Consider the following 20845-nt stretch of genomic DNA (forward strand, 5'->3'; position numbering starts at 1 on the left):
CTCGTCGGATTCGGATTGATACTATACCGGCTGGACGGTATAGTCGAGCGGGCGGCGCCCGACCGGCGCCGTTCTCCACGCTTTGAAAGAGGTCACCGTGTCCACCGCCACCGAACCCACCGCCGTCGCCGCTCCCCGTGCCGGTCGGCGAGCCTGGTTCGCGCTCGCCGTCCTCATGCTCCCCGTCCTGCTGGTGTCGGTCGACAACACGGTCCTCAACTTCGCGTTGCCCGCGATCTCGAGCGCGCTCACCCCGACCGGCACGCAGCTGCTCTGGATCGTCGACATCTACCCGCTGGTGCTCGCCGGCCTGCTCGTGTCGATGGGCAGCCTCGGCGACCGCATCGGTCGTCGTCGTCTCCTGCTCATCGGCTCCATCGGATTCGGTGTCGTCTCCGTCGCCGCGGCCTTCGCGCCCAGCGCCGAGCTCCTGATCGCGGCTCGGGCGGCGCTCGGGTTCTTCGGAGCGATGCTCATGCCGTCGACGCTCTCGCTGCTGCGGAACATCTTCCTCGACCGCGACCAGCGACGGTTCGCCATCGCCGTCTGGGCCAGCGGGTTCGCCGCCGGCAGCGCGCTCGGGCCGATCGTCGGTGGGATCATCCTCGAGCACTTCGCCTGGGGCGCGGTGTTCCTGCTCGCCGTCCCGGTGCTCCTGCCGCTCGTCGTCCTCGCGCCCTTCCTCATCCCGGAGTCGAAGGACCCCAACCCCGGACGCATCGACGTGCCGAGCATCCTGCTCATCCTCCTGACGATGACGCCGCTCGTGTTCAGCATCAAGCACCTGGCGGAAGCCGGCTTCGACCTGCTCACGGTCGTCTCGATGGTCGTCGGCGTGGTCAGTGGCGTCCTGTTCATCCGCCGTCAGCTCCGCCTCGAGCATCCGCTGCTCGACCTGAGCCTGTTCCGGCGGGCCTCGTTCAGCGGCGCCGTGGTCATCAACCTGCTGAGCGTGACGGCGCTCGTCGGTGGGCTGTTCTTCGTGTCGCAGCATCTGCAGCTGGTGCTGGGCCTGCAGCCGCTCGACGCCGGGCTCGTCCTGCTCCCCGGCCTCATCGTGATGATCATCGCCGGCCTCGTGATCGTGCCCATCTCCAAGCGGGTCCGTCCGGGCATCGTGGTCCCGATCGCACTCGTCGTCTCGGCCGTCGGATACGCCTCCATCGCGATCACCGGGGGAGACGTTTCGGCCCTCGGGATCGGCCTCGCGTTCGTCGCCCTCGGGCTCGGCATCGGCTCCGCCGAGACGGTGTCGAACGAGCTCGTGATCGCGAGTGCGCCGCCGGAGAAGGCCGGTGCGGCGTCCGGTGTCTCCGAGACCGCCTATGAGCTGGGCGCGGTGCTCGGCACGGCGACACTCGGCACCGTGCTCACCGCGTCCTACCGTTCCTCGGTCGTCCTGCCGGACGGACTGACCGCCGCCCAGCAGCAGGCGGCGGGGGAGACCCTGGGTGGTGCGGCGAACGTCGCCGAGCAGCTGCCCGGCGACCTCGCGGGTGCGCTCATGGACTCCGCGCGGCACGCCTTCGACAGCGGTGTCGGTGTCGCAGCGTGGATCGGCGTCGGCCTCATCGTGGCCGCCATGCTCGTCGCGGCGATCGGTCTTCGGCGGGTCCGGTAGGGCTCCGTCGATCGTGCCACCCGGAGACGGGTGGCACGATCCGCCCGAGGTCGGAGGCGTTAAGCTGGGCGCACACCGTCGTCGCATCCTCAGGAGTCGCATGTCCCGCACCGTCAAGCTCGCAGTCATCCCCGGCGACGGGATCGGTCCCGAGGTCGTCGGCGAGGCGCTCAAGGTCCTCGATGCGGCGGTGCAGGGTGGCGACGTCCGGTTCGAGCAGACGCCCTTCTCGCTCGGCGCCGCGCGGTTCCTCGAGACCGGTGACGTGCTGACCGAAGCGGACCTCGCTGCGATCGCCTCGCACGACGCCATCCTCCTCGGAGCGGTCGGCGGCGTGCCCGGCGACCCCCGGCTCGCGAACGCGAACATCGAGCGTGGACTGCTCCTCAAGCTCCGGTTCAGCCTCGACCACTACGTCAATCTGCGCCCGACCGTGGTGTACCCGGGTGTCCCGAGCCCGCTGAGCGAGCCCGGCGACGTGGACTTCGTCGTCGTCCGTGAGGGCACGGAGGGGCCGTACGTCGGCAACGGCGGAGCGATCCGTCAGGGCACGCCGCACGAGATCGCGAACGAGGTGTCGGTCAACACCGCCTACGGGGTGGAACGGGTGGTGCGCTACGCGTTCGCCGCTGCCGCCGCACGTCGGGGGAAGCTCACCCTCGTCCACAAGACCAACGTCCTCGTCTTCGCCGGGTCGCTCTGGAAGCGCGTCGTCGACGCGGTGTCCGCGGAGTTCCCCGACGTCGTGGTCGACTACCTGCACGTCGACGCGGCCACCATCTTCCTCGTCACGGATCCTGCTAGATTTGACGTCATCGTCACGGACAACCTCTTCGGCGACATCCTCACCGATCTGGCCGGCGCGATCAGCGGCGGCATCGGACTCGCGGCCTCGGGAAACATCAACCCGGACGGCACGTACCCGAGCATGTTCGAGCCCGTCCACGGATCGGCGCCCGACATCGCCGGGAAGCAGCTGGCCGACCCGACCGCCGCCATCCTCTCCGTCTCCCTGATGCTGTCGCATCTCGGCCTCGAGACGGAGGCGGCGCGAGTCGCCACTGCCGTCACCGCCGACATCGCCGCCCGCACCGGCGCAGCACGCACGACGACCGAGGTCGGCGATGCGATCGCGGCCCTCGCGGCGAACCGGTAGACGCCCACCAGACACGCAGATCACGACGGAAGACACCATCATGACGATCAACCTCCCCATGGCGCAGCGCGAACTCGCCTTCACCGTGACCCCCAACGAGCAGCCCGTCCCCGCCGCAGAGCGCGACGCGATCCTCGCCGACCCGGGCTTCGGGCAGCACTTCACCGACCACATGGTCGACATCTGCTGGTCCGAGCGCGGTGGATGGCACCGCCCACGGGTCCAGGCTTACGGTCCGATCTCGCTCGACCCGGCCGCCGCCGTCCTCCACTACGCCCAGGAGATCTTCGAGGGCCTGAAGGCGTACCGTCACGCCGACGGCTCCATCTGGTCGTTCCGCCCCGACGCGAACGGCCGCCGCCTGCAGCGCTCGGCCAAGCGGCTCGCGCTGCCGGAGCTCCCGGTCGAGTACTTCGTCGAGTCGATCAAGCAGCTCATCGCCGTCGACGGCTCCTGGGTGCCGTCGGCGCCGGAAACCAGCCTGTACCTGCGGCCGTTCATGTTCGCCAAGGAGGCCTTCCTGGGCGTCCGCCCGGCGAAGAAGGTCAACTACTACGTCATCGCCAGCCCGGCCGGCGCCTACTTCACCGGCGGCGTCACCCCCGTGTCCATCTGGCTGTCCACCGACTACAGCCGTGCGGGCAAGGGCGGCACCGGGGCGGCGAAGACCGGCGGCAACTACGCGTCCTCCCTGCTCCCGCAGGCCGAGGCGTACGAGCACGGGTGCGCCCAGGTGCTCTTCCTGGACGCACAGGAGGCGACCTACATCGAGGAGCTCGGCGGGATGAACGTCGTCCTCGTCAAACGCGACGGCACGCTCGTCACGCCGGAGTCGGACTCGATCCTCGAAGGCATCACCCGCGACAGCATCCTGCAGCTCGCGGAGGACCGCGGACACCGGGTGGAGCGCCGCCGGGTCACGATCGACGAGTGGCGCGAAGGCGTCGAGAGCGGCGACATCGTCGAGGTGTTCGCCTGCGGGACGGCTGCGGTCGTCACGCCGATCGCGCAGCTGAAGGCCAAGGACTTCACCGTGGGCGACGCCGACGCTCCGGCGGGCGAACTCACGATGTCGCTGCGCCAGGAACTGACCGACATCCAGTACGGCCGCCTGCCCGACCGCCACGGGTGGATGACGCGTCTCGACGCCGAGTAGCCTCCGAGCAGCCTGGGAAGCCCCGCACCTCGTGCGGGGCTTCCGTGTCGCCGGGGCACCTCGGGATAGGCTGGCCTGGTGAAAATCGCTCGCTTCAGTCACGATCAGGCCATCCGCTACGGCATCATCGACGATGCGGATCTCGTCGTCCTCGACGGCGATCCGCTCTACTCGGGCTTCGAACCGACGGGGGAGCGCGTCCCGCTCGCGGATGCGGTCCTGCTCGCGCCGGTCATCCCTCGCTCCAAGGTCGTCGCCGTCGGCAAGAACTACCACGACCACGCCGCCGAGATGGGTGGGGAGGCCCCCACCGAGCCGCTGCTCTTCCTGAAGCCCAACACCTCCGTGGTCGGGCCGGGGGACGCCGTCGTCTTCCCGAAGCAGTCCGAGCGCATCGACTTCGAGGGCGAACTCGCCATCGTGATCGGTGGCGTCGCCAAGAACGTCAGCGCGGAGCGTGCCGACGAGGTCATCTTCGGCTACACGATCGCCAACGACGTCACGGCTCGCGACCTCCAGGAGTCCGACGGCCAGTGGGCCCGCGCGAAGGGCTTCGACACGTTCTGCCCGCTCGGCCCCTACATCGAGACGGAGTTCTCCTTCGACGGCGCGACGATCGAGACCCGGGTCGACGGTGAGGTCCGCCAGCACGCCCCACTCTCCGACATGGTGCACTCCATCGGCGCGATCGTCGAGTACGCGTCCGCCGTCTGGACGCTCCTCCCGGGCGACGTCATCCTGACCGGGACGCCGGCCGGCGTCGGACCATTCACCGACGGCCAGGTCGTCGAGGTCGAGGTCTCGGGCATCGGCATCCTCCGGAACACCGGCCGCCGACCCTGACCCGCGTCAGCTGCGCTGACCGAGAGCGGTCAGCGCAGCTGCGACGTCGTCGTCGGTGTTCCAGAGGTGGAACGCGACCCTTGCCCGGCCGGCGCGACCCGATGCCGTGATCCCGGCCGACTGCAGCGCCCGGAGGTCGTGTCCATCGGGATCCGTCCACGTGACGATGGCCGAGGCCGTCCCGGTGAGGAGCGACCGGCTCTCGCCGATGCCCGCCCTGAGCGCTGCTGCGAGCCGGGTGTCGTGCTCGTACACGGCGACGGCGTCGACCGCCGCGAAGAGGGCGATGGCGGGCTCGGCGCCGACCCAGGCCTGCCAGGCGGGGGAGACGTCGAACCGTCGTGCGCTCTCGGCGAGATGCAACGACGGGCCGTAACAGGACGACCAGACGTCGTCACCCGAGTACCAACCGGCCTGGCTCGGCCGGAGGCGGTCCACCACCTCGTCGCGCACCGTCATGAACGCCACGCCTCGTGGCGCGCAGAGCCACTTGTAGGCGTGGCACACGGTGATGTCGTCGGCCGAGGCGTCGACGGGGAGCCACCCGGCCGCCTGCGTGAGGTCGTTGAGCGTCAGCGTGCCGTGGACGGCCGCCGCCTCACGGATCGCGACCACGTCGGCGACCGCGCCGGTTGCCGACTGCACCGCGGAGTAGGCGACGAGCCAGGTCGAGGCGTCGATGTGGGCAGCGAGTTCGGTGAGCGGTGCGTGGCGGACACGCACGCCGCGGTGCGCCTGCATGAGGAACGGAGCGACGAGTGAGCTGAAGTCGCCCTCGACGCAGAGGACCTCGGCGCCGTCCGGCACCGACGCCGCGACCATGGCGACCATGGCGGATGTCTGGGATCCGATCGCGACCGAGCGGACCGGCACGTGTACCAGCTCGGCGAAGGAGCCGCGCACCCGCTCGACGACGGCGCCGTAGGCGGCCGCATCGGTTCGAGCCGCCTGCCATGCGGAGAGATCGGCCGTGATCGCGTCCGTCGTGCCGATCGTCGGCAGTCCCAGCGTGCAGGCGGCCAGGTAGCCGGGTGCGGATGGGAAGGATCCGCTGGCTTCCTGGAGGCTGAGGGTGCTCATGCATCCAGTCTCTTCGCCGGGTATCCATACGACAAGGACCGACTCTCGATGAGAACCATAACGAGAGATTATGCTTCGAGGGTGTCCACCCTTTCACCGCAGCCCTCGTCATCGGCCCTCGACGCCGGTTCCCTCCTCGTCGTCGGCGCCATCGCCTCGACCGGATCGATCACGGCCGCCGCGCACGCGCTCGGCTCGAGTCAACCGGCGGTGAGCCAGCATCTCCGCAGGCTCGAGCGTCGGCTCGGCATGCCGGTCGTCGAGCGCGTCGGTCGGGGCGTCCGCCTCACCGAGGCCGGTGCGATCCTCGCCGGACACGCGGTTGCGGTGGACCGAGCGGTGCGCGCGGCGTCCGAGGAGGTCGCGGCACTCGCGGGATTGCGGAGTGGGCGGGTGCGCCTCGTCGCCTTCCCTTCGGCGTCGTCGATGCTCGTGCCGCAGCTCCTCGCTCGCCTGGCCGACGAGCATCCGGGAATCGGGGTCTCCTTCGTCGAGGCCGAACCGCCGGAGGCCGTCGCCGCGGTCCGTGCCGGTGAAGCCGACGTCGCGATCACCTTCAGCTACCCGGACGATCCGGACGACCCGCATCGGGAGAGCGCGGCCGGACTCCGCGTGCGCCGGTTCGGAACCGACCCGATGCGTCTCGTGCTCCCGGTCGGCCACGCTCGAGCCGGTGATCGACAGGTCGACCTCGCGGCCCTCGCCGGTGAGCGTTGGATCGCGGGTTGTCCGCGTTGCCGAGGTCATCTCCTCGGTCTCTGCCGGTCGAGCGGCTTCGAGCCCGTCATCGCGCACGAGACCGACAATGCGATCGCGGTCACCGCCCTGGTGGCGGCCGGGCTCGGCGTCGCCCTGCTGCCCACCCTCGCACTCGCGGCCGCGCAGCTGCCGACCGAGGTGGTCGTGCTGCCGACGCGCAACGACGACGACCGGGCGCTCCACCTCGTCAGCGCCGAGCACGCGGACCGTATCCCCGCCGTCGCTGCACTCCTGCGGATCGCCGCGTCCCTGGGCGGCGCGACTAAGATGACAGGCGATGTCTGACACGATTACGCACCCCTTCTCCACGGCTTCCGGCACCGACGTCCGCGTCCGGTTCTGCCCGTCGCCGACCGGCACACCGCACGTCGGTCTCGTCCGCACGGCGCTGTTCAACTGGGCGTACGCCCGGCACACGGGGGGCAAGCTCGTCTTCCGGATCGAGGACACCGATGCCGCTCGCGACAGCGAGGAGAGCTACGAGCAGCTCGTCGACGCGCTCACGTGGCTGCGGCTCGACTGGGACGAGGGCGTCGGCGTCGGCGGACCCCACGCGCCGTACCGGCAGTCCGAGCGGAGCGACATCTATGCCGACGTGATCGCGCGGCTGACGGCTGCCGGGCACCTCTACGAGAGCTTCTCGAACGCCGACGAGATCGACGCGCGCAACGAGGCGGCCGGCCGGCCGAAGCAGTTCGGGTACGACAACTTCGACCGCGACCTCACCGACGAGCAGCGCGCCGCGTTCCGAGCCGAGGGCCGCGAGCCGGCGCTCCGTCTGCGGGTCCCGGACGACGACCTCAGCTTCGACGACCTCGTGCGCGGTGAGATCACCTTCCCGGCCGGGTCGTTCACGGACTTCGTCCTCGTGCGCCCGAACGGCAAGCCGCTCTACACGCTCGTGAACCCCGTCGACGACGCCATCATGCAGATCACCCACGTCCTCCGCGGCGAGGACCTGCTGCCGTCGACGCCGCGGCAGATCGCCCTGTACCACGCGCTCATCGACATCGGCCTCACGACCTTCGTCCCACGGTTCGGTCACCTGCCGTACGTCATGGGCGAAGGCAACAAGAAGCTCTCCAAGCGCGACCCGGAGGCGAACCTCTTCCACCACCGCGACCGTGGCTTCGTGCCGGAGGGGCTCATCAACTACCTCGCACTGCTCGGATGGTCGCTGAGCGGCGACCGCGACGTCTTCTCGATCGACGAGATGATCGCCGCGTTCGACGTCGTCGACGTCAACCCGAACCCGGCGCGCTTCGACCTCAAGAAGGCGGAGTCCATCAACGGCGACCACATCCGACTGCTGGAGCCGGCCGACTTCCTCGGCCGCATCACGCCGTACCTCGTCGAGGCCGGTGTGGTGAGCGAGCCCGTCACCGAGGCGCAGCAGGCCGTGCTCGAGCAGGCCGCCCCGCTCGTCCAGGAGCGCATCGCGCTGCTCGGCGAGGTCCCCGCGCTCCTCGGCTTCCTGTTCCGCGGTGCCGCGGAGCTCGAGTACCAGGACGACGCGCTCAAGGGTCTTCCGGCGAACGCCGGCGAGGTGCTCGCCGCGTCCATCGGCGCCCTCGAGCTCGTCCCCGAGTCGGAGTGGACGGCCGGATCGATCCAGGACGCGCTCGCCGGTGCGCTCATCGAGGGCCTCGGACTGAAGCCCCGTATCGCCTACGGCCCGCTGCGCGTCGCGGCGTCCGGGCGTCGGATCTCCCCGCCGCTGTTCGAGTCGCTCGAGATCCTCGGGAAGACGGAATCGATCACGCGACTCGATCGGCTCTCCGCGCACCTCGCGTCATGAGCGACTCGTACGACGTCGTCGTCGTCGGTGCGGGACCCGCGGGACTCTCGGCCGCGCTGAACCTGGCGCGCGCGCGTCGGCGCATCCTCGTGCTCGACGGCAATCGCCCACGGCACGCTGCGACGCTGCGCTCGCACGGCTTCCTCACCCGCGACGGCATCGCTCCGCTGGATCTCCGGCGAATGGGGCGCGAGGAGGTCGCGGCGTACGCGAACGCGGAGGTCCAGTTCGCGTCCGTGCAGTCGATCGAGGCGACTGCTGACGGCTTCCACGTCGTCGCCCAGGGGGTCCGCGGCGAGCCGGATCGCGACGTCGTGACCAGGACGGTCGTCGTCGCGAGCGGTCTCACGGAGACGCTGCCGAAGGTCGCGAACCTGCGGGCTTTCTACGGAACTGATCTGCACAGCTGCGTCGAGTGCGACGGGTACGAGAAGGCCGATGCGCCGCTCGCGCTCATCGGCGAGACGACGGACCTGGCGGAATGGGCGATCCTCATCGCACAGTGGTCGTCGGACCTCATCGTCTTCACGAACGGCACCGACACCGTCACCGGCCCCGAGGAGGCCGCGCTCGCTTCCGCGGGCATCCGGGTCGAGCGCGGAGCGATCGCGGAGCTCGACGGCGGTCGCGACGGCTTCACCGGTGTCCGCCTCGCCGACGGTACGCTCATCCCGCGCTCCGGGGGCTTCGTGCGGCCGCAGTGGGCCGCGCCCCTCGGATATCTGGAACAGCTCTCACTCGATCGCGACACCGACGGGTACGTCGTGGTCGACGCCTGGGGTCGCACGTCCGTGCCGGGCGTGTACGCCGCCGGCGACATCACGCCTCCCGGCCCGCAGCAGCTCATCGTGGCGGCCGGGAACGGCGCTCGGGTGTCCAGAGCACTCAACCGGGACCTCGCGGGCGTCCCCAGCTGAGCGCTCGCGACGCGCCCGGGACGCTTCGATTTGAGACGGCCGCCTCCGTAGGCTAGTGTTGTTCTTCGGTCGGGGCTTCGGTTCTGACAGTGGGGTATGGTGTAATTGGCAACACGACTGATTCTGGTTCAGTTGTTCTTGGTTCGAGTCCAGGTACCCCAGCCAGACAGCAACATCACGACGAAGGCCCGCGATCACCTCGCGGGCCTTCGTCGTTTGTGGCGTGCTCGGCCCGTCGGCGGGACGGAGGGTGCAGTGGCACACCGACGTCCTCAACGAGGCCCCGAATCCTCCTCGACGGCAGTGCGCTCGAACGCGATGATGCGCTCGACCGCCGGGGCGATCTGCGACGCCATCCGACGGAAGACCTCCGGGCCCTGACCGAACGGGTCGACGACGTCGTCCTGGGCCGGATCCGGGAGTCGTGCGCTCGTCCGGTTGGCCGCCAGCTCGGGGGCAAGACGCGTCCAGCGCCCTGCTCGAGGGCGGGGAAGTCGTCCCGAGTCGACGGTGTCGAGGAGCCGGGCGAACTCACGCAGGGAGAAGGTCCGACGCAGCGCCTCCGGGCACAGCCTGAGGACGGCGCTGCGATGCTCCCGCGTCATGGTCAGGACGACGTCCTGTCGAGTGACGAGGCCCGCGGTGAGCTGCGTCGCGGTGAAGCCGGCTGCCGTCGCGGCGAGTGGACCGAGCAACGCCGCGCTCGAGGCGTCGATCGGGTGGCCGCGCAGCGCGCCCGTCCCGGCGCTCCGCACCTCGAAGCCGGACGCGTCGACCTCCGCCAGCCCGCCGCCGAGAAGAAAATGGGCATACGGGGATCGACAGATGTTGCCGGTGCAGACGATCAGGATGCGGGTCGGAGGCGGATCGAGCGGGGTGTTCATGCCGTGGTCCGCCGTGGTCGACGCGTCGGGGCGGTCCGGTGGTAGTACGCGTAGGACGACGACTGCTCTCCTCGAGCCACCTCGATGCGGTTGAGAACGACCCCGAGGAGCTTCGCCTGGACGAAGCTGAGGTTCTCGAGGGACTGCCGGAGCTGGTCGCGGTGCAGTCGGCCGTCGGCCGACGCCACGAGCAGGACGCCGCTCGCAAGCGTCGACAGTGCTGTCGGGTCCGAGACGTTGATGAGCGGGGGTGTGTCGATGACCACCACGTCGTACGCGCGTTCCATCTCTGAGAGTGCGCGCTCCATCGCCGCTGATCCGAGCAGTTCGCTCGGATTCGGCGGCAGCTCGCCGGAGGTGAGGACGGCGAGACGCCCCGCCCCGTCGACCGCTTGCGAGGCATCGCCGAGGCTGATCCTGCCGGTGAGCACGGTCGTGAGCCCGACCGCACCCTCGAGGCCGAACATCTCGTGCTGTCGGGGTCGGCGCAGGTCCGCATCGACGAGGAGGACGGAGTTCCCCGCTTCCGCGAGGACGAGCGCGAGGTTCGCCGCGGTGGTGCTCTTCCCCTCGCCCGGAACCGAGGACGTGACCATCACACTGCGGAGTCCGCCGTCGATGGAGGCGAACTGGAGGTGTGTCCGAAGCTGCCGGAAGCTCTCGGCGCGCCGGCTGTAGCTCTCCGTCGATCCGAGGATGAGTTGGGCCGCGTCGGTGGGTTCCGTGTGGAAGGCGCCGAGGATGCTCGTGTCCGTGAGCTTCTCGATCGCCGCGCGACCGCGGAGTCGGGTGTCGAGGACCTCGATCAGCAGCGTGATCCCGACGCCCAGGGCGAGGCCGGCGAGGATGCCCACCGCGAGGTTCTGCAGCACGTTCGGCGCGACGGGGGACCGGGGTGGAGACGCCTCTTCCACGATCGTCAGCCCGACCGGGGTCGGATCGCCCAGCGCACCGGCGGCGTCCACCTCGTTGGCGCTCTCGACGTCGTCGACGAGGTCGACGAGCACCTGGGCTGCGGTGTTCGCGATGCGGGCTGCCGCAACCGGATCGCTGTCGACGGCGGAGATGTCGATCAGGACCGACTGGGCGGGATTGGACGCTGAGATCGTCCCGATGAGCGACGCGGGGTCGAGGTCGAGGCGGTCGGCCACCGTGGACCGGACGGTCGAACCGGTGGCGAGGATCACGTACGAGGCGACGCGGCTCTGGGCGAAGGCGTTGCCCTGATTGAGGTCGCCGACGGAGTCGCCGCCGGTGACGGCGACGAACAGCTGGCCCGTCGACTGGTACACGGGTTGGGTGATGAGGGTGTACCCGTGGGCGAGCGCCGCTGCTCCCATGGTGATCGCGACGATGAGCAGCCAGCGATGGCGGAGGATGCGCAGGTAGTCCTTCAGGTCCATCCTGATATGTTAGTCGTCTGACATGTGCGTCGTGTCCGGCGGAGACGACGCAGGGCCCGGACTCACGAGTCCGGGCCCTGCGTGACGGTGGTGGAGCGGTCTGCCGGTCAGGCGGCCTTCCCGAACCGGTCGGTGCCGTTCGCACGAGGTCGGCGCGGGGCGCGGTTCGTCTGACGGACCGTCGGTTCGGTCATGACCGGTCGTTCACTGCCGACCACGGTGCGGTCTGCGACCCTGGCATCCCGATCCACGCTCGCGCCGTGGGCGACCTGGACGTCGGCGCCGAGACGGGCGTCGCTTCCGACCCGCGCTCCGCGTCCGATGACACAGCGCTCCCCGATGTGGACGTTCGCGCCGATGAAGGCGCCTTCGCCGATCACCGCGGACCGGTCGATCCAGGTTCCGGCACCGATCCAGGCGTTGGCACGGATGTCCGCGTCAGCCTCCACGAAGGTAGTGCGTTCGATGAACGCCGACGGATCGATCAGTGCACGAGCTGCGACCATGCCCTTGCCGTTCGGGTGGTGACGGTACCGTTCCACCTCGCCGGTCCGGCCTTCGATCTCTTCGTACACTCTCGCCATGGGTGACCCCCTTCTGGTCTACTCAACACTGGGGACAACGCCGGGTGGCTCCCGGTCATTCCTTCCCGGGGCCTGCCTGGGAATCCCATGAGTCTCGTGCTGTGCTGTAGAGGGTGTTCGGAGGAGGAGCCCGCCGCGGTTTGGTCGTGACGGGTCATTGGAAGTCGCGCGAACGGGTGTTCGCCCCGATCCGGAGCGCTTCCAACCGATCCGCCACCAGATTGACGATGCCTTCCGGTGATCGCTCCAGCATGCCGCGGACCACCATTGCCGGGGCTTCCCTGGCCACGCGGCGATACCGGTTCCAGACGCCGACACTGCAGATCACGTTGACGAGTCCCGCTTCGTCCTCGAGGTTCATGAAGGTGATGCCGCTCGCCGTCGCCGGCCGTTGCCGATGCGTCACGACGCCCCCGACCTCCACGCGACGGTCCGTCTGCGCCGTCAGGAGTTCGTCGGACCGCAGCGCCCCTCGTCGCATGAGCTCGGCTCGGACGTGGCGGATGGGGTGGTCGTCGGTCGACATCCCGGTCGACCAGATGTCGGAGATGAGTTGTTCGGCGGCCGTCGGAACCGGGAGCAACGGCGGCTGCACGGTCGTGAACGTCCCCTCGAGCTGGTCGGGACGATGCCGACTGGCCTGCGCTGCGCCCCACATCGCCTCACGACGGGTGAGGCCGAATCCGTCGAAGGCGCCTGCCGCCGACAGCGACTCCAACTGCGAGGAGCTCAGGCCGATGCGCCTGGCCAAGTCGGCCTGGCTGGTGAACAGCCCTCCGGACTCCCGTTCGGCGACGATCCGCTTCGCGAGCTCCTCACCGATCCCCTGGACGGAGGAGAGTCCCAGCCGGACGGCGAGTGCGCCGTCGCGCCGGTGTCCTGCCGAATCGTCGGGAAGGAGCGGATCGAAGAGCCCGGTCGGCCCCTGTTCGTGTTCGAGGCAGCGCGTGCGCCCGCCGGGAGCGACCGGGGCGCCGGGGGTGGCCTCCGGGTCGAGCGCTTCGAGGCCGGCCTGTGCGCCGGAGCGATGCAGATCGGGACGCAGGACGGAGACGCCGTGTCGGCGGGCGTCGGCGACGAGGGTCATCGGCGAGTAGAACCCCATGGGCTGCGCGCGGAGCAGGGCCGCGAGGAAGGCCCCCGGGTAGTGCAGGCGCAGCCAGGCGCTCACGTAGACGAGGAGGGCGAAGCTCAGGGAGTGGCTCTCGGCGAAGCCGAAGTTGGCGAAGGCCTGGATCTTGGCGTACACGGCATCGGCGTCCGCACCGACGATGCCGTTACCGGCCATGCCGAGGTACAGCGTGTCCTTGAGGCTCTCGATCTTCTCCTCGCCGCGCTTCGATCCCATAGCCCGGCGCAGGAGGTCAGCGTCCTCGGCCGAGCACCCACCGACGGCCATCGCCATCTGCATGAGCTGCTCCTGGAACAACGGCACGCCGAGCGTGCGTTCGAGGACCGGTTCGAGGCTCGGGTGGAGGTAGGTGATGGGCTCCTGGCCGGTCTTCCGGCGCAGGTAGGGGTGCACCGCGCCGCCCTGGATGGGCCCAGGGCGGATCATGGCGACCTCGATGACGAGATCGTAGAACCGGCGGGGGAGCAAGCGCGGCAGCATGCCCATCTGCGCGCGGCTCTCCACCTGGAAGACCCCGATGGTGTCGGCCCGGCAGAGCTGGTCGTAGACCCCTGCTTCGTCCTTCGGGATGGTCTCCAGGGTCCAGCGTTCCCCGGTGTGCTCGGCCACGAGGTCGAAGCAGTACTGGATGGCCGAGAGCATGCCGAGACCCAGGAGGTCGAACTTGACGAGACCCATCCAGGCGCAGTCGTCCTTGTCCCACTGGAGGACCGTGCGACCGTCCATGCGCCCGTGCTCGATCGGGCAGACCTCGCCGACCGGCCGATCGGTCAGCACCATGCCACCCGAGTGGATGCCCAGGTGCCGGGGCAGGGTGAGCATCTGCTGCGCAAGACCGACGACGCGCTCGGGGATGTCGTGGTCGGCGCTCGACATGACCCCGCCCCAACGCTCGACCTGTTTCGACCAGGCGTCCTGCTGACCGGGGCTGTACCCGAGCGCCTTGGCGGTGTCGCGGACGGCGAACTTCGGCCGATAGCTGATGATGTTCGCGACCTGAGCGGCGTTGCGGCGCCCGTAGGTCTCGTAGACGTACTGGATGGCCTCCTCGCGCCGGTCGGAGTCGAAGTCGACGTCGATGTCGGGCTCCTCCTCCCGCATGCTGGAGAGGAACCGTTCGAACGGCAGCTCGTAGAAGATCGAGTCGACGGCGGTGATCCCGAGCAGGTAGCAGACGGCCGAGTTCGCGGCGGAACCGCGTCCCTGGCAGAGGATGCCCCGGCCGCGGGCGAAACTGACGATGTCGTGCACGATCAGGAAGTACCCGGGGAAGTCCTTCTGCTCGATGACCTCGAGCTCCCGTTCGATGCGTCGGAGGTGTTCGGGAGTGGCGTCGGGGTACTTGACGGGGACGGCTTCGAGCACGAGGTGCCGAAGCCAGCTCATGGGCGTATGCCCCTCCGGGACGCGCTGTCGCGGGAGCTTCGGGCGGACCGCCCGCAGGCTGAAGGCGAGTTCGTCGGCCAGCTCGACGCTCCGTGCCACCGCTCCGGGATATCTGGCGAACCGGTCCGCCATCTCGGCTCCGCTCCGCAGGTGCGCGGTTCCGGCCGCGGGAAGCCATCCGTCGAGCTCGTCGAGGCTGCGTCGTGCTCGGACGGCCGCCAGCGCGGTCTGGAGTCGATGCTGCTCGGGCGTGGCGTAATGGACGTTGCCCGTGGCGACGACGGTGAGGTCGAGCAACGCCGCGATCTCGGCGAGTGCATCGTTCTCCGCCGAGTCCTCCGGGTGGCCGTGGTCGCTCAACTCGACGACGACGTGCTCCGGACCGAACAGGGCGACGAGTCGGTCGACCGCGGCGGCGGCGGCCTCCAGACCGTGCTCACGGAGCGCGGTGCGGACGAACCCCTTGCGGCACCCGGTGAGCACGGTCACGTGGCCGGCGACGGAGGCGGCGAGCCGCTCGAGGTCGTAGATCGGGTGGCCCTTCTCGGCTCCGTCGGCGAGTTGTGCGTCCGTGATCGCGCCGGCCAGGCGGTGATACCCCTCTGCTCGACGGGCGAGCAGGAGTAGATGATGCCCGACGGGGTCGGGGACGCCGTTCTGCGGCCGGTCCAAGCCGATGGACAGTTCGGCACCGTAGACCGTCCGGAGATCGGGGAACCGTTCCGCCGCCTCGGCCATCCGTACGACGCCGTAGAAACCGTCGTGGTCGGTGAGCGCGAGCGCGTGCAGGCCGAGTGCCGCAGCCTCTTCGACGAGCCGCTCCGGCGGGCTCGCGCCGTCGAGGAAGCTGAAGCTCGAGTGCGCGTGGAGTTCCGCATAGGGGACCCGCGTCGTCGTCGGGCGCTGCTCCGGTGGTTCGGGGACGTACGGTTGACGCTTCCGCGACCAGGCCGGGCTGTCCCCGCCGTCGGCTCCCAGCGGCAGGGTGGCCGGTCGGCTCGCGTCGGACAGACGGCGCTCGAACTCCGACCATGAGACCGGGGGGTTGTTCCATCCCATGCTGGGCTCCTTCGTCATGCGGTGCGGTGCGGACGTGATGCGGTTCAGTCGTAGCGGGCCTCGGCCCTCCAGCGCTGCTCCTCCAGCAGGAGGAGCCAGGCCTCACCCGAGTCGTCGAGGACCTGGAGACGGTGGACGCGATGGTGGCCGTCGTCGTCCCACCAGCGTTCGTCGATGCTCCAGGGGCCGGCCCAGCCGTCGATGACGTGCCAGTCCGAGAGGGCGAAGAACCGTGCGGGCGCTGCACTCACGGTGCTGCGCTCGTCGACCGCCACGGCCAGTCCCGTCGCGTCGACGACCTCGACCGGCACGGCGGTGTCGAAGACGGTCGACGGAGCCGCTCCCGGGATGGTCCCGGGCCAGGGCCGGTTCCTGCGTTCGGCCACGGCCGCCTCACCACCCGGTGGAACACTGCCCCAGGGAACCAGGATGCGGCGGTCGAGGAGGAGGCGTCCGCCGGACGGCACCGCGGTCACGACGCCGTCGTGACCGAGCATGCTCTGGACGCGGGCGAGTCCGCTGTGGATGCGTTCATCCGGTCCGCTGCCCCAGAGCCCTTCCTCGTGTTCCGCGGCGTCGTCGAGGGTCTCCGGGACGACCTCGACGAGTTCGACGGGGGAGGCGAGTCCGTGATCGATGTTGGACGCGCCCTGCAACTGCCAGCGCACGCGATCGAGGACGTCGCCGGCGGTGAACCAGCGTGGGTGGAGCCAGGTGCGGGTGGAGCGCTCCCCGCGCTCGCTCCGCATGCTGATCGTGATCGCGGTGGTCACGAGGCCGGCCTCGGCCAGGCCGGTGATGAACCGTTCCGCGGACTGCCGGAACCCGAAGGTCAGCTGGTCGATGCGGTCGAGCGGGGGCTCGAAGGCGATCGACACGGCCAGCTCCGTCGGCGGCACGCGAGGGACGACGCTTCGGGCGTCCGCGCCGGCTGCGAGGCGGTGCGCTCGGGCGCCGTCGGGGCCGAAGCGGTCGCGGACCTCGGTCGCGGGCAGTGCGCCGAACGCCCCCAGGGTGCTGATCCCGAGCCGGTGCAGCAGTGAGCTGAGTTCGGGGCGCCCGAGTGTGGACAGGGGGAGTGGGGCCAGGAAGGCGGGAGAGGCTCCGGAGGGGATGACGATGATCCGGGAACCGTCCTGCTGGAACGCGGTGGACCTCGCGGCCTGCTCCGCGGCGAAGGGGCCGTCGGCGATGCCGATCCGTGCATCGGGGACACCGAGCTCGTCGAGGCGGGCCAGGAGGACCTCCGCCGCAGCCGACTCGCCGCCGTAGTATCTGCTCGGTCCTCGGGATCGGATGGCGCAGAGCCCGGCCCGGAAGGGCTGGACGCCCGGCATGAGCTCCTCGATGCCGAGGAGGATCGGCTCGAAGGCGCGGGTGTCGACGACCGGGTCGTAGTCGGCGGTCGCCAGTTCCGGACAGCGGGCCTCAGCCTCGCGGACACGGAGTCCTCGCCGCACTCCCGCTGCACGTGCGGTGGCGTCGCAGGCCAGGACCTCACCATGCTCGACCAGGGCCAGCGGAGCGTCGGTCGTGTCCTCGGACAGTGTCCCGGAGAGTCGTGCCGCCACGATCGGCCAGTCGGGGCACCAGAGGACCATGGTGCGCTCGACCGGTCCCGCAGGCGGTTCGGTCGTCATCGGTTCACGACCATCGGGAGTCGGACGACCGTGTCGTCGTCGAGGAGGCCGGAGCCGGCGAGCGGCGCGGTGCGACCCTCGGTCGATCCCAGGGGCAGCGTCAGGTGTGCGGTCCTGGGCCGGCCCGCAGCCCCCTGGCCGAGCATCGAGCTGACGGTGAGCCGCCGATGCCGGAGATGTCCGTGCCCCGCCCCGAGGCCGCTCCAGGAGCTCTCGGTCACGCGCAATGTCGCATCGCTCTGCGGCCAGGAACCGAGGACGATCAGTGCGGCCTCGCGCTGCCGGAGGCGAGCCGCGAGTCTGGCGGCGTCGCTCGGGGCGATCCGTCCGGGAGGCGCTGTGATGAGCACGCCGGCGACGTCGGCCATGGCCGCGGTGACCGTGAGCCAGTCCGGACCGGGCTGGGGGACGAGGACGAGTCGTTCGAGGTCGATGCCCATGGAGGCCGCCGCCTCCACGCCGAACGACGGGAGACCGATGACGGCGCACCAGGTCCCGGCTGCGGACGGTCCGGCCATGAGCGACATGGCGAGTGCCGTGGAGCCGAGCACGGAGTAGCTGCCTCCGGCCTGGAGGGCGCCACCGGGCAGGAGCCGGGAGAGCTCAGGAGCGGTCGGCAGGGATCGGGTGTCGAGGCGCGTCCCCTGCATCCGCTTGATGCGCCCCTGGAGTTCGTGCAGCTCGGTCGCGGTGTCCGCCCTGACGGGGGAGTCGACGAGTGCGCGGAGGGCCATGGCTCAATATTCGAACATATCTTCGAACAAGTCAACCGGCTCGATCCGGTCTCGACGACGACTGACGGACGACTCGACCATGGTCCTGCATCCCACCGACACGCGGTCCGCGGTGTCAGCAGCGCCCGGTACGCTGGGCCCATGTGCGGACGTTTCGTCGTGACCGAATCCACCGAGGAACTCATCGAGCTCTTCGACATCGACCACGCGGCTGCCGAGCTGCCCGGGCCCTCGTACAACGTGCGCCCGACCGAGCAGATCCCGATCATCCTCGACTCGGTGAAGACGGGGCCGGTGGTCCGCCGGCTCGAATCGGCGCGGTGGTCACTCGTGCCGTCGTTCGCCACCGAGTTGAAGAGTCAGTACCCGACCTTCAACGCTCGCGCGGAGGAGGTCACCACCAAGCCCACGTTCGCGCCATCGGTCAAGCAGAAGCGCGCGTTGGTCCCTGCCGCCGGGTACTACGAGTGGCACACCGAGGGTGCGACGAAGACCCCGTACTACGTGCAGACCGCTGGTGGTGAACCGATCGTCTTCGCGGCCCTCTACTCGTGGTGGCGCGATCGCTCGCTACCGGACGACGACCCACGGCGTTGGGTGCTGAGTGCGACCATCCTCACGAGGCCGGCGGTCGGTCCCTTGCAGGAGCTGCACCCACGGACGCCCGTGACGCTGCCTCCGGAATGCTGGGACGCCTGGCTCGATCCGCACCACGAGGCCGACCAGGACGAGGTCGACGAGATGGTGTCCGCAGCGACCGACGTCGCGGAGCAGCTCGTCTTCCACCGGGTGGCGCCGTTGCAGGGCGATGGTCCTGAGCTCCTCCTCCCCGTCCAGGAGTAGCCGCAGGAGAGTCGCCCGGAGGCGCGGAACCGCCCCGGAGACACGAAACCCACCCCGGACACACAGAACCGCCCCTGACGCGAACGTCAGGGGCGGTTCTCGGTGTCTCAGACGCGAGGGCTGGAATGACCGGCCGCTCGGATCGTCAGCTCCGACTGATCAGAGAATCAGAGGGGGCGGATGTTCTCGGCCTGCAGGCCCTTGGGGCCCTGGTTGGTCTCGAACTCGACCTTCTGGTTCTCCTCGAGCGAGCGGTAGCCGCTCGTCGCGATGGCGGAGAAGTGTGCGAAGACGTCGGCGCTGCCGTCGTCAGGAGTGATGAATCCGAAGCCCTTTTCGGCGTTGAACCACTTCACAGTTCCAGTTGACATGTATTTCCTCTTTCATGAGTGACCGTTCCCGACTTTCGGGCCCGTTCGTCGCGGTGTTCTTTGCTCGCTCCTCAGAAAAGCAGCGTATCCATCGGTGGAAACGCGGCTTGAAATACCTGCGCAACACAACAACTTCGATCCACGTTAGCCCATCTCGGCTCGAAACGGCAGCCGAACACGTAACGGATTGGCCAATTCTGCGTCTTTTCTCGACAACTGGCGGGTGAGTGGCCTGATCTGGGGTCGGATGTCGTGATGTGGGGTGATTCTTCAGACACCGACCGTAGGCTGTGGCCATCTGCAGAGCTCGCGCTCGTCCGAGCATCCGCTCATCGCCCCGGCTGGGAAGTCGACACGATTCCTCCGGAGTGCCCATGTCAACTGAAGCCATCCTCGGCCCGGTTCGTGCCACGAGCCCCCGCAAGCCCGGCGCTGCGAACGTCACCAGCTCCTACTCGTCGCTGTTGAAGACGGTCCGCGAAGCGGGACTCCTCCGCCGCCACCGCACGTTCTACATCCTCACGTTCTCGTTCCTCGTCATCGCGCTCCTCGGCTGCGTCACCGGGTTCGTCCTGCTCCGCGAGTCCTGGTTCCAGCTGCTCATCGCCGGCGCGCTCGGCATCATCCTCACCCAGTTCGCCTTCCTCGCCCACGAGGCCTCGCACCGCCAGGTCTTCGAGTCGGGCCGCGCGAACGACCGCGCCGGCCGGTTCCTCGCGGCGGGCATCGTCGGCATCAGCTACTCGTGGTGGATGACGAAGCACACGCGCCACCACGCGAACCCGAACCAGGTCACGAAGGACCCCGACATCGAGATCGACACGATCTCCTTCATCGAGGAGGACGCTGCCAAGGCCAAGGGCCTGCAGGCCCTCATCACCCGCAAGCAGGGCTACCTCTTCTTCCCCCTCCTCATGTTGGAGGGCATCAACCTCCACGCGCTGTCCTTCAAGACCCTCTTCGGTCCGGGCAAGGTCGACGGCCGCGCCGCCGAGATCAGCATGATCGTCGCCCGCGTCGGTCTGTACCTGGCCGCGATCTTCCTCTTCCTGCCCGTCGGCATGGCGTTCGCGTTCCTCGGCGTCCAGCTCGCGGTCTTCGGCGTCTACATGGGTGCGTCCTTCGCGCCGAACCACAAGGGCATGCCGATCATCCCGGCCGACATGAAGCTCGACTTCCTCCGCAAGCAGGTGCTGACCTCGCGCAACGTCCGCGGCTTCGGCATGGCCACCTTCATGGGTGGCCTGAACTACCAGATCGAGCACCACCTGTTCCCGAGCATGCCTCGCCCGGCTCTGGCTCGTGCTCGCGTCATCGTGCGGGAGCACTGCGAGACCCAGCAGGTGCCGTACACCGAGACGACCCTGCTGCAGTCCTACGCCATCGTCATCGAGTACCTCAACCGGGTCGGCCTCTCGGCCCGCGACCCGTTCGACTGCCCGGCGGCGGCGAACTTCCGCCGCCGGTAGTCGACCGGTC

Annotated in this window: 17 protein-coding genes and 1 tRNA gene; 10 read left to right on the forward strand and 8 right to left on the reverse strand. The window is 69.4% G+C overall.

All coding sequences use genetic code 11. The features are described from left to right. Positions 1-97 precede the first annotated feature (97 nt). From EAO79_RS11620 to EAO79_RS11635, 4 genes are all read left to right on the forward strand, one after another. Positions 98-1621: an MFS transporter gene (locus EAO79_RS11620; RefSeq protein WP_240773582.1), complete on the forward strand. Its 1524-nt coding sequence runs from the start codon at positions 98-100 to the stop codon at positions 1619-1621. Between the two features lie 100 nt (positions 1622-1721). Continuing rightward, the gene (locus EAO79_RS11625) at positions 1722-2777 is read left to right on the forward strand and encodes a 3-isopropylmalate dehydrogenase (RefSeq protein WP_124769068.1); all 1056 of its coding nucleotides are present in this window, start codon (positions 1722-1724) and stop codon (positions 2775-2777) included. A gap of 40 nt (positions 2778-2817) precedes the next feature. Next, positions 2818-3933 carry a branched-chain amino acid aminotransferase gene (locus EAO79_RS11630; protein ID WP_085510591.1) on the forward strand — a complete coding sequence of 372 codons (1116 nt, stop codon included), beginning with the start codon at positions 2818-2820 and terminating at the stop codon, positions 3931-3933. 78 nt (positions 3934-4011) lie between these two features. Then, complete coding sequence (locus EAO79_RS11635) at positions 4012-4776, forward strand: fumarylacetoacetate hydrolase family protein (RefSeq protein ID WP_064296260.1); 765 nt, start codon at positions 4012-4014, stop codon at positions 4774-4776. A gap of 6 nt (positions 4777-4782) precedes the next feature. On the opposite strand, the gene EAO79_RS11640 is transcribed toward EAO79_RS11635, so the two are convergent. Then, on the reverse strand, positions 4783-5856 hold the full coding sequence (locus EAO79_RS11640) for an aminotransferase class V-fold PLP-dependent enzyme (RefSeq protein WP_124769069.1): 1074 nt from the start codon (positions 5854-5856) through the stop codon (positions 4783-4785). An 81-nt stretch (positions 5857-5937) separates the two neighbouring features. Between EAO79_RS11640 and EAO79_RS11645 the strand changes: the two genes are divergently transcribed. The 4 genes from EAO79_RS11645 (at position 5938) to EAO79_RS11660 (ending at position 9495) form a co-directional block, all read left to right on the forward strand. After that, positions 5938-6900 carry a LysR family transcriptional regulator gene (locus EAO79_RS11645; protein WP_241160863.1) on the forward strand — a complete coding sequence of 321 codons (963 nt, stop codon included), beginning with the start codon at positions 5938-5940 and terminating at the stop codon, positions 6898-6900. Continuing rightward, positions 6893-8413, forward strand: a complete 1521-nt coding sequence (gene gltX / locus EAO79_RS11650) for a glutamate--tRNA ligase (protein ID WP_124769071.1) — start codon at positions 6893-6895, stop codon at positions 8411-8413. The genes EAO79_RS11645 and gltX overlap by 8 nt, the downstream gene beginning before the upstream one ends. Beyond that, positions 8410-9330: an NAD(P)/FAD-dependent oxidoreductase gene (locus EAO79_RS11655; protein ID WP_124769072.1), complete on the forward strand. Its 921-nt coding sequence runs from the start codon at positions 8410-8412 to the stop codon at positions 9328-9330. Before gltX ends, EAO79_RS11655 begins: the two co-directional genes overlap by 4 nt. Positions 9331-9420: 90 nt before the next feature. Further along, positions 9421-9495 (forward strand) — tRNA-Gln (locus EAO79_RS11660). 107 nt (positions 9496-9602) lie between these two features. On the opposite strand, the gene EAO79_RS11665 is transcribed toward EAO79_RS11660, so the two are convergent. From EAO79_RS11665 to EAO79_RS11690, 6 genes are all read right to left on the reverse strand, one after another. Next, a complete protein-coding gene (locus tag EAO79_RS11665; RefSeq protein ID WP_124769073.1) occupies positions 9603-10214 on the reverse strand; it encodes a low molecular weight phosphatase family protein in 612 nt (203 codons plus the stop codon). Then, positions 10211-11617 (reverse strand): polysaccharide biosynthesis tyrosine autokinase, encoded by a 1407-nt coding sequence (locus EAO79_RS11670; RefSeq protein WP_124769074.1) that lies wholly within the window; start codon positions 11615-11617, stop codon positions 10211-10213. Before EAO79_RS11670 ends, EAO79_RS11665 begins: the two co-directional genes overlap by 4 nt. A 107-nt stretch (positions 11618-11724) precedes the next feature. Next, entirely contained in the window at positions 11725-12201 is a 477-nt protein-coding gene (locus EAO79_RS11675) for a DapH/DapD/GlmU-related protein (RefSeq protein WP_079002213.1), read from the reverse strand. 154 nt (positions 12202-12355) lie between these two features. Next, positions 12356-15778 (reverse strand): error-prone DNA polymerase, encoded by a 3423-nt coding sequence (locus EAO79_RS11680; protein ID WP_124769075.1) that lies wholly within the window; start codon positions 15776-15778, stop codon positions 12356-12358. A gap of 44 nt (positions 15779-15822) precedes the next feature. Next, a complete protein-coding gene (locus tag EAO79_RS11685) occupies positions 15823-17418 on the reverse strand; it encodes a DNA polymerase Y family protein (protein ID WP_124769076.1) in 1596 nt (531 codons plus the stop codon). Continuing rightward, on the reverse strand, positions 17415-18152 hold the full coding sequence (locus EAO79_RS11690) for a hypothetical protein (protein WP_193555816.1): 738 nt from the start codon (positions 18150-18152) through the stop codon (positions 17415-17417). Before EAO79_RS11690 ends, EAO79_RS11685 begins: the two co-directional genes overlap by 4 nt. A gap of 141 nt (positions 18153-18293) precedes the next feature. On the opposite strand from EAO79_RS11690, the gene EAO79_RS11695 reads away from it, so the two are divergent. Continuing rightward, positions 18294-18995, forward strand: a complete 702-nt coding sequence (locus EAO79_RS11695) for an SOS response-associated peptidase (protein WP_124769077.1) — start codon at positions 18294-18296, stop codon at positions 18993-18995. Between the two features lie 167 nt (positions 18996-19162). On the opposite strand, the gene EAO79_RS11700 is transcribed toward EAO79_RS11695, so the two are convergent. Continuing rightward, positions 19163-19366 carry a cold-shock protein gene (locus EAO79_RS11700; protein ID WP_056006986.1) on the reverse strand — a complete coding sequence of 68 codons (204 nt, stop codon included), beginning with the start codon at positions 19364-19366 and terminating at the stop codon, positions 19163-19165. Positions 19367-19740: 374 nt separating this feature from the next. Here EAO79_RS11700 and EAO79_RS11705 point away from each other — a divergent pair, with 374 nt between their 5' ends. Beyond that, entirely contained in the window at positions 19741-20835 is a 1095-nt protein-coding gene (locus EAO79_RS11705; protein ID WP_085510601.1) for an acyl-CoA desaturase, read from the forward strand. Positions 20836-20845 lie beyond the last annotated feature (10 nt).

This window comes from Plantibacter sp. PA-3-X8 (assembly GCF_003856975.1).
Classification (GTDB): domain Bacteria; phylum Actinomycetota; class Actinomycetes; order Actinomycetales; family Microbacteriaceae; genus Plantibacter; species Plantibacter auratus.